Genomic DNA, 13,302 nt, shown 5'->3' on the forward strand with positions numbered 1-13,302 from the left:
GGTTAAAAATTGAAATTGACTCCCAGTTGTCCGCGTATTCCTGAATAAGAAATATTTTCTACCCGGTCTTTTACGCCCATATAGTAACGATTGGGCTCATTGAAAATATTGTTGAGCTCTATAAACAGGCGGACTTTCCTGGTAATGGCGTAGGAAGTGGAAAGATCTACTGTAAAGTTTTTATCAAAATACTGATAATGATCTGCGCCTGCTGCTGCTCTGATCTCACTTACATAGTTCCCTTTATAGTTTCCTGCCAGACGCAGCATGAGTTTACTGGTTTCATAGAATAAAATGGTATTGAAAATATGTTTTGCCTGGTTAGGAATAGTGGTAGACATTGTTCCTGTTTGCTTTCCGTTTTCGTAAACCGGCATGTTCATTTTAGAAGAGATGTAGGTATAATTTCCTTCAAAACCTATGTTTTTCAAGAAACCGGGAAGGTTTTCAAAACGTTTGGATATTCCGAACTCAAAACCAAACAACCGGGCTCCTTCCAGATTTTTAGGTGCTGTAAAGGTGTATGACCGCCCGTCAATATTTACCACAGACTGATCTTTGTAGATAAGATTGGTGATGTCCTTATAGAAAACACCTGCTGTGATAAGGTCAAGTTTTCCAAAATAGTTCTCAAACATCATATCGAAATTGTTGGAGAAAGTAGGGTCCAGTTTTGTATTGCCCTGGGTTATTGTATTAGAAATATCGTTGACAATCGTTCCCGGATTCAGATCATTAAAATCAGGTCTTGCAAAGGAACGGGTATAAGCAAGTCTGAGGATACGGTTGTCGCTGAGGTTCCACTTCATATTCACCATAGGAAGCAATACGTTATAGGTTTTATTGTCTTTAATATCCTCAGCCCTATTAGCCTTATCAGAAATTACTTTTTTTCCCCAGAATGTAACATCATTATATTCATTTCTGAGGCCTCCCAATAACTGAATATGATCTGATACTTTCCAGGTTCCCATAAGATATGATGCCCATACGTTTTCAGTCCCTCTGTAAGAGCTGGTAATATTTGAATTACTGTCTTTGGTGCTTACCTGTGCCAGGCCCAAACTGTTTTGTACAGCAGTATTATACATCTGGTCAATTTGCCCGTTGGTAATCTGATCTATGATCACCGCATTATAAGGGTTACCAAGAGGATTCATAAAACCTCCCCTGTAAGGAAAGTCTTCACGGTTAAACTGATTCAGATAGCTAACCGGAGCTCCGGGAACTCCCAATGAAGATTTAGGCATCCAGACAAGGAGTGAGCTGTTGACTATTTTTTCCTTATTGTTGTACTTGGTCCCGAATTTCAGTTCAAAATTATCTGATACTTTATATTTGAGGTCAGCTTGCCCGCGGAGATCTGTTTCACTGTTATGGTTCTGACTCAGGATGATTTGATTTAGTTTTAGTTTGTCTGCTGAAATATTCTGCTGATTATAGGGGAGAGTATATTCTCCAGTATCACCAATACCGTCCGGGGCATCCATGGCCATATATTTTCTTCCGTTTGCAGACAGACTTCCATAGGTCATAGGTTGTATAAAATTCACTATAGGATACCCTCTTTCACTCTGATCAAGATTACCGGGTGAATTGAACTTAAATTCTGAACGGGCTTTGGATAATGACCAGCTGATTTCCATGCGCCGGCCAACCTGATGGGCTCCTCCTATTTGCATAGAATACAGGCCGGTAATATAATCCGCATGTCTTGCCTGAAGCATAACATTCTTATTGTCAAAGTTGAAATAAGTTTCCCTTACTGACTGACCATCTTTATACTGGCTGTACAATCCTTTAAAGTATAGTTTATTCCTGCTGTCAATCTCATAATCCACCCCTAAGTTAAATCCCAGTGTTCTTCGGTTTGCCTGGTAATCACGAAGCTGAAGCTGATTAATCGAATAGGATTCGGCTTTGTCTTTAAGTCCGTAGTTAAAGATATTTCTCATCTGGTCTATTGCTGTGTAGCGTTCCCAGATTACAGCTGAGGAGATAAATTTAAGTTTGTTGGTAATTTTGTTTCCATATACTACGGAGGTGTTGTAGGTAGGGGACCTGGACATATTGACATAGCCTGAAGCCGTACTTATGGCAAGAGTTTCCTTATTAGGAGAGGTTTTGGTGATAAAGTCCACATTTCCTCCAATTGCATCACCGTCAAGATCCGGAGTAAGAGCCTTGGATAATCTTACATTCTGGATAAGTTCAGAAGGGAAAATATCCATTTGTACACCCCGATTGGCATTGTCGCCACTGGCACTTGGCATTCTGTTCCCGTTTAATGTGGAAGCAGTCCACTGAACAGGGGTACCCCTTACTGCAACAAAACGTCCTTCACCCATGTCCCGTTCAATAGAAACTCCCTGCATACGCTGTACCGCATCTGCCGCATTACGGTCCGGAAGCTTTCCGATGGCATCTGCAGAAAGAACTTCTGTGATGGTGTTGGAATTTTTCTTCATGGTGATTGCCCGGGCCTGCGATGCTTTATATACGCTGGTAACAATTACTTCCTGGATATTGTTTTCTTTAGGTTTTGATCCTAATCTGATCAATCCGAGATCAACCTCCTTTTTATCAGATACCAAAAAGGGAATATGCATGCTGTCATACCCTTTGTATTCAACAATAAGCTGATATTTTCCATCATGTACATTATTCAGGACAAAGGAGCCATCTGTATCAGAGGTGATTTTCTCTCCTGTATCCTTAATATAAACAAGGGCATTCGGAAGGTTTCCCTCATTGTCCACTACAATTCCGTGAACTGTTGTCTGTGCAAAGGCTAAAGGCCCAAGAAGAAAAAATGCAGCTTTTGTTAAGAAAAGTCTTTTTCGTTCCATTTCTGTAAAAAAATTTACTGCAAAGGTGTTGGCTCACGAAAAAAGTTTAGTTCATTTAAATTTCATACAACTATTTCTTTTGAGTTCGTGGTGAACAGTATTGATAATCAATTATTTACTAATGTTAAATTATTGTAACTAATGTACAAGCTGAGAGGGAAGGCAGTCAAATTCTTTTTTGAAGTATTTATAAAATGTAGATTTGGATTTAAAACCACATTGAAAGGCGAGATCTGTTACGCTGGCAGAAGGATCTTCTTCAAGAATCTGTCTGAAATGCTGAATTCTGCACCTGTTGGTATATTCGTGGAAGTTAGAATTGAGGTGCTTGTTAAAAGTGATACTTAATTCTGCTTTATTTATTTTCAATTGACGGGAAAGCTGATCCAGGGTAAATTCTTCATCCAGATACATCTGGCAGTTCTGGTAGAAAGAAACAATTGCATTTTCTACTGAAGTAAAGTCTATTTTTGAAAGGTCTTTATATTGATAGGTCTCTTTAGACATTGAAGGTTCCGGATTTTGCTGTTGATCCTGCAGTCTGTTTTGGTACGTTAAAATATAAACGTACGAAATCCATCCGAACTGAATAAGGAATAAAAGGCTGTAAATCTTCTGAAACCTTATCGTACTCCATCCTAAAAGGTGAACCCCCCAGAAAATCAGTACCCCTAGCAGCACATAAGAAACCAGGTAACGGAAATTTTTTGCGACAGGGTGATTAATTTGTTTTCGATATTTTATCAGGAGATAAAGGCATAAGGAAAGACAGCCTACCCAGTAATATGTATAATAAATGAAATAAGATTTGTAGGATCTGATCGCTATATCAGCCCAGGAAAATTCAAAAATTTTTGCCGAAAGTGAGATAACATGATGAATGACAACCAGTGCCAGAGGAACTATAAGATATTTTAATTTATCCTTCCATCCGGCTTTTATCATGTAAGTGGTAATATATAAGAAAATGAGCCCCTTAAAAATACGAAGACTTCCGGGAATCTCATACAAAACTGATTCATATCCAAATCTTTGAATAATGAAATATTCATATCCCATATCCAGTACGACCACTATAATATACAGTAATAACATATTCAGTACAGATTCCCTGTTTCTGATGAGGTACATCAACAGTGTAAGAGTGATAAGTGCCTGTAGTACAACTACCATAATAATGTATAGCATTTCCCTGATATTTTTTCAAAATTATAGATAATATGTCCATAGGTTCTTTAACAAATTATTAAATATTAAAGATCATGGTTGTGAAAATTTTTACATTAGTTTTATGAATGGTATCTGGACGTTCCAGGTAAAAAAAATTACTGTCTTGTGGGACAGTAATAGAAAGATCGTAATATGGTGTTTTTTGATCAGTTTTTTTAAAAACAGAATAAATCTGCCCTGAAAACTGATCTTGGGAGCTCCTTGAATCCGGCCTTAGGTCTTTAATATTTTAGTCTGAATAGTTTTCATTACTTAAGTTATGACGATAAAAACTTCAATGGCGAAATCTACTTTACTTGGCCGAATTGTTAGGCAGCTTCTTATATCATGGTTATTGATAACTACATAGGTGCGTTTCAAACGCTTCCCTGGGATGGAGCATTAAACAGGTACAATCATGCAAATCCTGTCACAAAAGTAAATCACAGTATTTTGAAAACTACTACACTTTTGTGTAGATTTGTGGTATCAGAATAAAAACTACTCTTTTGGGTAGTATATGTTGATATTTAAAGCTTATGGATAGAATTAACAGATTTTTCAATGACAAAAATGAGGTCAGTAAAGATGCTGGAATTGATTACAGCCAGGCCGGAGATTATCTGGAGGCAGTAAAGGCCCTTTCAAGGACCACTTACCAAAGCCTGTATGTTATTAATTATCAGACTAAAGGATTTGAATATGTTTCAGATAATCCTCTTTTCCTGTGTGGGAAAACTTCAAAAGAGGTAAAAAAACTGGGGTATGCTTTTTATTTCCAGAATGTAAAGGCGGAGGATGTAGAAATGCTGATTAAAATAAATGAAGCAGGATTTAAGTTTTATGACACGATTCCTGTACATGAGCGAAAGCTGTATTCAATTTCTTATGACTTCTATCTTATTAACAGCAGGAAAAATCTGATACTTGTAAATCATAAGCTTACCCCGATGTTCCTTACAGAGCAAGGACAGGTGTGGAAAGCGTTATGTGTGGTTTCGCTCTCCAGCAACAATTCGTCGGGAAATGTTGTTCTAAGTAAGGACGGATCTGATGAGATCTGGAAATATGATCTGGCAGCTGATGCATGGGAAAGGAGTGAAAAAATAAAACTTTCTTCAAGAGAATATGAGATTTTAAGCTTGCATGCAAGCGGAAGAACAATCAATGAAATTGCAGAAAAGCTTTTTATTACCGCCGATACAGTAAAATTTCACCGGAAAAAACTTTTTGAAAAAATTGGAGTAGGTAATATTGCAGAGGCTCTGGCTTATGCAAAAACCAATAAATTACTGTAAAACAAGCCTTTGTTACAGGTTTTTAAGATTTTTTTAAGAAATGTCTTTTATGATTCAATTTTAGGTCTGATATTTGTACTGGGTAGCCAAACTAAATGACCTGTTTTATTTTATGAAAAACATATCTGTGAAAAAATCATTTTTATATGCTTGCTTAAGTGCAATATTCCTTGTTTCTTGTAAAAAAGAAATAGAGAAGATCAGCGATACTTTTAAAGATACGGTATCATCAGTGTCAGAAGCTTCGGAAACAGAAAAGGATTCAATAAAGAAAGATTCTGTACCGGCAGTGAAGAAAGAGTCTGCACCGCCCGCCATGCAGGAAGATGGTTTTTATAATGCTCTGGTACTTCCAAAAGATAAAAAAATGAGGGACTCTGTTTATGCAGAGTTCAGCAAAAAATATAATGAAAAAGAACGTACTGCTATCCTTGCCCTGAACAGACTTGATTCTAAAAGCAAATGGAATGCAGATACATTGGTGGTTCCTGCAAAAATAGATACTACATTAATGGCTTATTCACCCTTCCCTTTACAATTGGATGTATTAAATGAGGTGAAGAAATTTGTTATTTTCTCGTACCCGATACAAGCTTATGCTGTATACTCAAACGGAACCCTTGTAAAATGGGGGCCAACCAGTATGGGGAAGAAATCTGCCCAAACAACCCGGGGACTTACGTTTGCCAACTGGAAGAAAAAACTGGCTATTTCTACTGTCAGCAGTGAATGGAAACTTCCTTATAATTTTAATATCCACAATATAGGAGGGATCGGATGGCATGAATATACACTTCCGGGATATCCGGCATCACATTCATGTTTACGATTGCTCAGAAAAGATGCGCAGTGGCTGTACTCTTATGCAGATACCTGGATATTGAATCCCGGTGGCGCTACTACCAAAGCAAAAGGAACGGCTGTAATGGTATTTGGAGATTATAAATGGGGAGGCAGAAAACCATGGAGAAAGCTTCTGGATGATCCGAATGCAAATAATATTTCAGTGGAAGAGCTTACCAAACTGCTGGAACCGGATGTTCCGAAAATGTTGAAAGAACAGGCTAACAGAGAAAAAGTAGTAGACTCTATCAATGCTGCCAAAGCGATGGCAGCCCCTATTGAAAATGAGAAACCTGCAGAGCCCTCTAATTAATCTTTTTTTCAAACTGTAAAGTAGATTCTTCTGCAAACTTTCTCAGTTTAAGCATTTCTTCCTTTCCTTTATGCTGTCCGAATCTTGCTGCAGCATAGGTAAGAAGAATAAAAAATAACATCACAAAAGAAGCGCTTAGTGCCCAGGGGTATTCGGCGCTTTTTATTTGTTTTTCTACATAATACATGGTAAAAAAAGTCATCCAGAGGATTGAAAAAGAAAAGTAGAGGAACATGAAAAATGTCCATACCGCTGAACTTGGACCAAATACTCCACGAATAACCGTGTGCTCATCTTCAATTTCCACCCGTAAGGAAAGACGAGGTTTCCAGTAATTATCGTCCGGTGTTTCTGCCCATATTGTTGCCACTTCCTTATTGATGTTGCCGGAAAACTCATTTTTATGCTCAGTGAGATATTTTTTTAAGCTTTCGGCATATTCTTCTTTGGTAAGGTGCGTAAACATTTTGAATCTTGGCCGGGTTCTTATTCTGTCTAAAGTAGTTTCTTCCGTTTTCATATTATTCTTGATAAGGTATTGGGTCTGCCAGTGTAAAATTAAATGTCAGTGTTTCATTTTTCCTTTGAACAACCATGGTTATATTTCGTCCCTCATAAGATTTCATAAGTTCATTGATCTTTTCCAGAGTCATTTCAGAGGCTTTATTTCCATTGATGCTAAGAACTTTATCATCTTTTTTTAGTCCGGCTTCATACGCAGGGGAATCCTTCCGTACTCCGGCAAGGGAAAATACCGGCATCAGAGTAAACCTATAACGGAAAGAATCTCCGTTATATACTTCCTGGGCATTGGTAGAATATGTTTTGGTTTCTATTTTTACCCTTTCCTGTCCCCATTCCAGGCCATCCTGCTTAAAGTCCAGACCACTCATATTGAAGTGAAAAGGATCATCAAAATTTCTGTTTTTCTTCAAATATAGTTTATTGCCGGCATAATCAAAAATAACGGTAAACCTTCTCATGATTTCTCCTCCCACAGAACCTTTTCTGTTTTCAACTAAATTAACATGCTGAATGGAAAATTCATCAGGCATGGCAGTAAGGGGCTTTTCAAACTGAAATTTTCCCAGATAAAAGTTATGGATCCGGCTTCTTTTTCCATAAATATCTCCATTAAACCCACGACCCAGAAAGTCATCGATATTCGGCCTGTTGTAAACAAAGTTTTTAATCAGGGTAGGGAACAGCCATATTGCATCACTGTTTCCAAGATCAATCAGTAATTTAGAGCTTTTCTTTTCATTGGTCATTTCTACATCTCCATAGATATAAGGTTTATCCTTTTCAATGGTCATAGGAAATTCTTCAAATTTTCTAAGCTTCTTTTTCAGCAGGTCTATGTTTTCATATACTGTTATTTTTTTTGAAGTATAGTCTATTAAGACAGGATGATTTTTAAAAAAATGATATCCAATGACCCCATTGACAGGTATTCCGACATGAGAGGAAATATTAAACTCCTCATCAAGAATAAGATAAAGAGACATTGAGGAATTGATAATATCTTTTCCGATCCGGGCTGTATTCCGTTCGGATTTTAAACCGTCAATACTTAAACTTCCTCCTAGCCCTGAAAATTTTATTTTTTCAACATTCTCCAGTTTTACCTCTTTATTTTCCAGGCTGAAAAGAAGAGTTTCCGCAACTCCGGTATCCAGCATGAAAGTAAGTTCGGCTCCATTTACGTTGATCGGAATAAAAATAAGATTGTTAATAAACTGAAAAGGAATAACTGTTTTTTTAGAATTGATCAGCTCAAAAGAATTCTGGGCATTTATGGAAATGCATAAAAATAATCCCAGTAAAAGAAATCTTAATTTCATTTACTGAATTTAATGAAAAAAACTCAATCATCAATAAAAAAACATTCCAAATGCAGGAATGTTTATATGAAATGCAATGATGTTGTATGTTTTATTGAATTTATTTAAAATTAATTTATTTTGAAAAAAAATCCATCAGGTCAATATAATTTTTCTGATTTACACCGTGCCCGCTCATATATTCACGGAATGTGAAATAACAGTTCAGATCATAAAGCAGGTCTGCTGCTTTTCTTCCCCATTCAAGTGGAATAACTGCATCATCGGTACCATGTGAGATGAAAAAGCGCAATTTTTCCAGTTTCTTTTTATCCTTTACAATATTATCCAGTAATTTTTCTTCCGGATAGGAGCTTAAACAGGCAATATTATTGAATAATTCAGGGTATTTCAATGCCAGTGCATAGCATAGCATTCCTCCCTGACTGAAACCACACAGATTCACTTTACTTTCAGTGAGCCCATAATGGTTAATGATTTTAAGGATGCTTTCCAATGTAGCTTCCAGAGATTCTTTTGCCTGGGTTATGTCAATAAAATTTTCGGGATTATTGAAATCAATATCAAACCAGGAATACCCTTCAAACTGTGTATTCCTCGGTGCTCTGAAGCTTACAATAAGCCAGTTTTCCGGTAGTGTTTCCCTGAAACTGAACAGATCCTGCTCATTACTGCCGTATCCGTGCAGCATAAAAAGAATAGGAGTATTGGAAGTGATATTTTCCGGTTCTCTTACTAGGTAATCTAAATTCATACAGCAAATATAATTAATAATTCACATTGTAAATCTTAAGTTTTGTTTTCATTAAATGAATCGTTAGAACGCTATATTTTGTATAAAAAAATGAATGATATTAGTTTGTATTAATTGATTTTTTTTCGATGATGTGTTTTTGCTGATTTGATATTATTTGTAAATCTTTATTGGAAATTTTTCATAAAAGTTATTTTTATATTAATAAAAAACTTATATTTGAAACATTAAAAAATCTATTTGGAGAAATGAAGCAATTTTACAAATCAAAAAGTTTACTTAGACTTTCTTTTTTATTCGTTTTATTATTTTCTGTGATTACAGTAGTTACTTCCTGTAAAAAGGATGATGACGATGAGTTTCAGGACCATGTGGTTCAGTTCGAAGTGAAAACCACTACCGGAGGGGTTATTAAAACAATTGTAACACAGGTAGGTACTAATAAAAACGATATTTTTGATCCCGTAGGTACTACATGGAAAAGTGATGAGTTTTTTGTGAATTCCAGTCAGGCTCAATTAAATCTGGATGCTAATGCAGTACTTCCTGAAACTGATTCAGAATTGACAATCAATCTTTGGATAGACGGGGAAATCGTAAGGACTGATAAGAAAACAGGGAAAGGTGAATTGGTTGCTTCAATTGATTATAGCTTTCTGGAATTGTAAAATACAATATTGAAATAAAATAAAAAGACCGCTGTTTAAAGCGGTCTTTTTATTTTATTTCAATGAGGTTTTGCTGTACGGCCCGGTTTATAAGCTCGGTAGAATTCTTTGCATGGAACTTTTGCAGTAAATTTTTACGGTGTGTATCTACTGTAAGAGGGCTTAAAAATAACTCATCAGCAATCATCATGCTTGTTTTACCTTCTGCGACCATTTGCAGGATCTGTTTTTCCCGTTTGGTCAGTCTCGGAATCGGAAGGTCATTCTGAGAAGGCTTACTGATGATCTGCCTGGTCTCATTACAGAAAACAATATTTCCCGAATAGGCTCCCTGAATACATACTACCAGTTCATCTATGGAGGTATTCTTAAGGATATATCCGCTGGCCCCATTCTGAATAGATTGCATGATGATGCTTCGTTCTGAACGGTTACTGAACATAATCACAGCCGTTTCGGGAGAAATTTTTTTAATTTCCCTGCATAACTCTGTCCCGTTAGCGTCCGGAAGGGTAATATCCAGTAAAATAATATCTACTTTATGGGACCGGATAAAATCAATGATTTCAGAGCCGGAGGTGAAACTTTCAGAAACATTAAAGCGAGGTTGATTGTTCAACATCATTTTAAGCCCTTCAATGACGATGGGATGATCGTCTACGATAATGATATTTATTTTTCTATTCTCCATCAATATTAAGTTCTATATTAACTGTTGTACCCTGGTTATCAGAACTGACCTCCATTTTTCCTTTCAGATAATTTACCCTGTTTTTCAAATTCCGAAGTCCCATGCTTTTGCTTGTTTTTTCAATATCTTTTTCAAATCCTTTTCCGTTATCTTCAATGGTGATCATAAAGTTATCATCGGATTGGGAGCATTGTAATAAAATATTACTGGCTTCGGCATGTTTCACTGCATTAGCTAATAATTCCTGGACAATCCTGTAAATATTCAACTGGATCTTTAAAGGAAGGTCTTTTTCAATGTTGATAGGCTGAAAGTAAATATCCAGATCTTTCCGGGTATAAAATTCACAAAGATCATGTAATGCTGTTTCGAGACCGAAATTGAGAAGTGATTCAGGCATCAGGTTCCGGGCTACATGTCTTAGTTCCGCTACCGAATTGTCCAGCTGGTTCAGGATCTTATAGAAATCCCGGTGCAGTTCAGGATTCAAATTATGGGAAGACCAGGTGGAAAGGTTAATCTTCACCCCGGCCAGCATCCCTCCCAAACCATCATGAAGGTCTTTTGCCACACGTTCTCTCTCTCTTTCTTCACCTTCCAGAATGGCTTTTGTAAGAGCCAGTTCCTCTTTCTGTTTTATATCTTCTATCTTTTGCTGAAGGTTAATCTCTTTTTGTTCTGACAGCTTTTTATTCTTTCTGTAAATAACGAATAAAAAAATTAAAAGGCTCAGGAATAACAACAAAACAAGGCTCAGAACCCATAGGTAAGAGTTTTTCTTATTAACTTCCATCTGCTTCTGGTTCTTTTCAGCATTTAAGAACGCTATCTTTTTTTCTTTTTCAGAAGCACTGAATTTAGCTTCCAGCTTATTGATTTCCAGTTTTATATTTTCAGCATTTATACTGTCGTTCAGATTAGAATATTTCTTTTCCCACAATAAAGCCTGGCTGAGATTTCCGATAATTTCATTGATGCTGGCCAGATGGCTATAGATGGTTTTTCTGTTATTAAGATCCTGTGCAAGGGTTTTCTCTGCTAAAATTTCCTCTAAGAGACTTTTGGCTTCTGTATATCTTTTTAATTTTTTAAACGTATCATATTTATGGAAATAGAACATCTGCATCTGAAGCTTCTGATTGAATTTTTTAGCATAATATAATCCCTTTTCTATGTTTTGAAGAGCTTGTTCATGATCCTGCTGTCCGATAAAATATAATGCCCTGTTATAATAATAAAGAGTATTGGAAGAAGATTCAGGATAAGAATGAATCATCTCTCCTGCCTTGTTTAAATACTGTTTTCCGGAAAGACATTTAGCCTGATAGCAATAATTGCTGCTGATATTAAGATAGGCGTAAAATAATTCAGCAGATGCAGGAGCTTTTTTCTCAAGGATCTGGAGGGCTTTTTCATTGTAATGATGAGCTTTGTTAAACTCAGCATTGTAGGTAAGCATTAATGCCAGTTGAGTATAGAGAAAACCTAAGATTTTGCTGTCTCCATGTTTTTCGGCGGTGGGAATGCTTTTTTCCAGCATGGTTTTAATCAGAAACGGATATCCTTCTTTATTTTTTTGCAGGATACCATAGTTATACCAGCTTAAGGCTAAATAATAATCAGCTGTTTTACTTTTTAGCCGGGGTAAAGTTTCGATAGCTTTACGATAGGATATTGCTGCTTTTTCTTTGTTGAAATCCTGATAATACTGGCCTTTGTAATAATAATAGACAGAGGTGATAAAGGGATCTCCCGCACCGGCACGCTTCCCGTTTTCCAGATACTTTTTACTGAGCAGGGTATCTGTGCTCTTATAATAACGGGATAGTAAAAAATAAGCATTAGCCCTGGAAGAGTTGCTTATACTACTCTGGATGGCAAGCTGTAAGCTATCTGTAAATTTCTTTTCATTCAGCGGAAGTAATCCCTGTGCCTGTAATGAGAAATGAACTAAAATATATAGAAAACACAGGAGTTTCTTCATTTGATTAATTCCGGTTTGATAGTTTTTTTATAAAGGTTGAAGATAGCTAAAAATTCATGTATTGGAAAATACCTGAAAATAGGTAGAAAAAAATACACTTTTTTCAGGGTTGCTATTTATTCTGTTCTCTGATAGTTTTGCAGGCATCATAACCGGGTAAGATAATAACTTAAAAACTTATATATAAAATGACAAAGAGAATTTTTTTACTGGGGGGTATTCTTCTGGTTGGCAGTCTGAATGCACAGAGGATACAAAAAGGGGAAGCCCAGGTCAATGTTGATATCGGAGTAGCCAATGGATGGGGAACTCCTGTATCTGTAGGGGTGGATTATGCTATCCATAATGATATTACGGTAGGCATTGAAGGAAGTTATGCCAGTAAAAAGTATGCAGGAGATATTAAAGGGAGTTGGTTAGGCATTGGTGTAAACGGGAACTATCACTTTAATACTCTGCTGAAGATTCCGAATAAATGGGATATTTATGCAGGTGCTACACTGGCATACAATTCTTTTTCCTATAAATATAATGGATCTGATTATGATTATTTTGGAGGGGAATCATCAGGAGTAGGGTTTGTAGGGCAGGCAGGTGCCCGATATTTTTTCACGAATAATCTTGCTGTGCATGTAGAATTAGGAGGAGGAACTGTGGCTTCCGGAGGAAAAGCCGGCCTTACCTATAAATTCTAGACGGTAATACAAACACCAAATATCCTTTTCACCATACTTTTTTCAGAGCTGATGCAGATCATATGATGGACTTTCAGCTTTTAAAATTGATAATCTTCTCAATAGGACAGGGAGTTTTTTCCCGGTTTTTAATTGATATTTTTATAAAAGAATG

11 protein-coding genes are annotated in these 13,302 nt (G+C 36.5%); 4 read left to right on the forward strand and 7 right to left on the reverse strand.

What is annotated here, in order from left to right; translation table 11 throughout:
- Positions 1-2: 2 nt before the first annotated feature.
- Complete coding sequence (locus DRF59_RS06270; RefSeq protein ID WP_115957872.1) at positions 3-2,849, reverse strand: TonB-dependent receptor; 2,847 nt, start codon at positions 2,847-2,849, stop codon at positions 3-5.
- A gap of 138 nt (positions 2,850-2,987) precedes the next feature.
- Entirely contained in the window at positions 2,988-4,037 is a 1,050-nt protein-coding gene (locus DRF59_RS06275) for an AraC family transcriptional regulator (protein WP_115957874.1), read from the reverse strand.
- A 560-nt stretch (positions 4,038-4,597) separates the two neighbouring features.
- Between DRF59_RS06275 and DRF59_RS06280 the strand changes: the two genes are divergently transcribed.
- A complete protein-coding gene (locus tag DRF59_RS06280) occupies positions 4,598-5,356 on the forward strand; it encodes a response regulator transcription factor (protein WP_115957876.1) in 759 nt (252 codons plus the stop codon).
- A 127-nt stretch (positions 5,357-5,483) separates the two neighbouring features.
- Positions 5,484-6,512 (forward strand): L,D-transpeptidase, encoded by a 1,029-nt coding sequence (locus DRF59_RS06285; protein WP_241505483.1) that lies wholly within the window; start codon positions 5,484-5,486, stop codon positions 6,510-6,512.
- Here DRF59_RS06285 and DRF59_RS06290 read toward each other — a convergent pair.
- The 3 genes from DRF59_RS06290 to DRF59_RS06300 form a co-directional block, all read right to left on the reverse strand.
- The gene (locus tag DRF59_RS06290) at positions 6,505-7,032 is read right to left on the reverse strand and encodes a hypothetical protein (protein ID WP_115957880.1); all 528 of its coding nucleotides are present in this window, start codon (positions 7,030-7,032) and stop codon (positions 6,505-6,507) included. The two genes, DRF59_RS06285 and DRF59_RS06290, sit on opposite strands and share 8 nt — an antisense overlap.
- A 1-nt stretch (position 7,033) precedes the next feature.
- Positions 7,034-8,356, reverse strand: a complete 1,323-nt coding sequence (locus tag DRF59_RS06295) for a PDZ domain-containing protein (RefSeq protein WP_115957882.1) — start codon at positions 8,354-8,356, stop codon at positions 7,034-7,036.
- 115 nt (positions 8,357-8,471) lie between these two features.
- The gene (locus DRF59_RS06300) at positions 8,472-9,110 is read right to left on the reverse strand and encodes an alpha/beta hydrolase (RefSeq protein WP_115957884.1); all 639 of its coding nucleotides are present in this window, start codon (positions 9,108-9,110) and stop codon (positions 8,472-8,474) included.
- Between the two features lie 248 nt (positions 9,111-9,358).
- Here DRF59_RS06300 and DRF59_RS06305 point away from each other — a divergent pair, with 248 nt between their 5' ends.
- Positions 9,359-9,778, forward strand: coding sequence for a hypothetical protein (locus DRF59_RS06305; protein WP_241505484.1), 420 nt, complete (start codon positions 9,359-9,361; stop codon positions 9,776-9,778).
- A gap of 49 nt (positions 9,779-9,827) precedes the next feature.
- Here the strand turns inward: DRF59_RS06305 and DRF59_RS06310 are convergent, their stop codons facing one another.
- Positions 9,828-10,469 (reverse strand): response regulator, encoded by a 642-nt coding sequence (locus tag DRF59_RS06310; protein ID WP_115957888.1) that lies wholly within the window; start codon positions 10,467-10,469, stop codon positions 9,828-9,830.
- Positions 10,459-12,453, reverse strand: coding sequence for a tetratricopeptide repeat-containing sensor histidine kinase (locus tag DRF59_RS06315; RefSeq protein WP_115957890.1), 1,995 nt, complete (start codon positions 12,451-12,453; stop codon positions 10,459-10,461). The genes DRF59_RS06310 and DRF59_RS06315 overlap by 11 nt, the downstream gene beginning before the upstream one ends.
- A 188-nt stretch (positions 12,454-12,641) precedes the next feature.
- Between DRF59_RS06315 and DRF59_RS06320 the strand changes: the two genes are divergently transcribed.
- A complete protein-coding gene (locus DRF59_RS06320) occupies positions 12,642-13,148 on the forward strand; it encodes an outer membrane protein (protein WP_115957892.1) in 507 nt (168 codons plus the stop codon).
- The last annotated feature ends 154 nt before the right edge of the window (positions 13,149-13,302 follow it).

It is taken from the genome of Chryseobacterium flavum, assembly GCF_003385595.1.
Taxonomy (GTDB): domain Bacteria; phylum Bacteroidota; class Bacteroidia; order Flavobacteriales; family Weeksellaceae; genus Chryseobacterium; species Chryseobacterium flavum.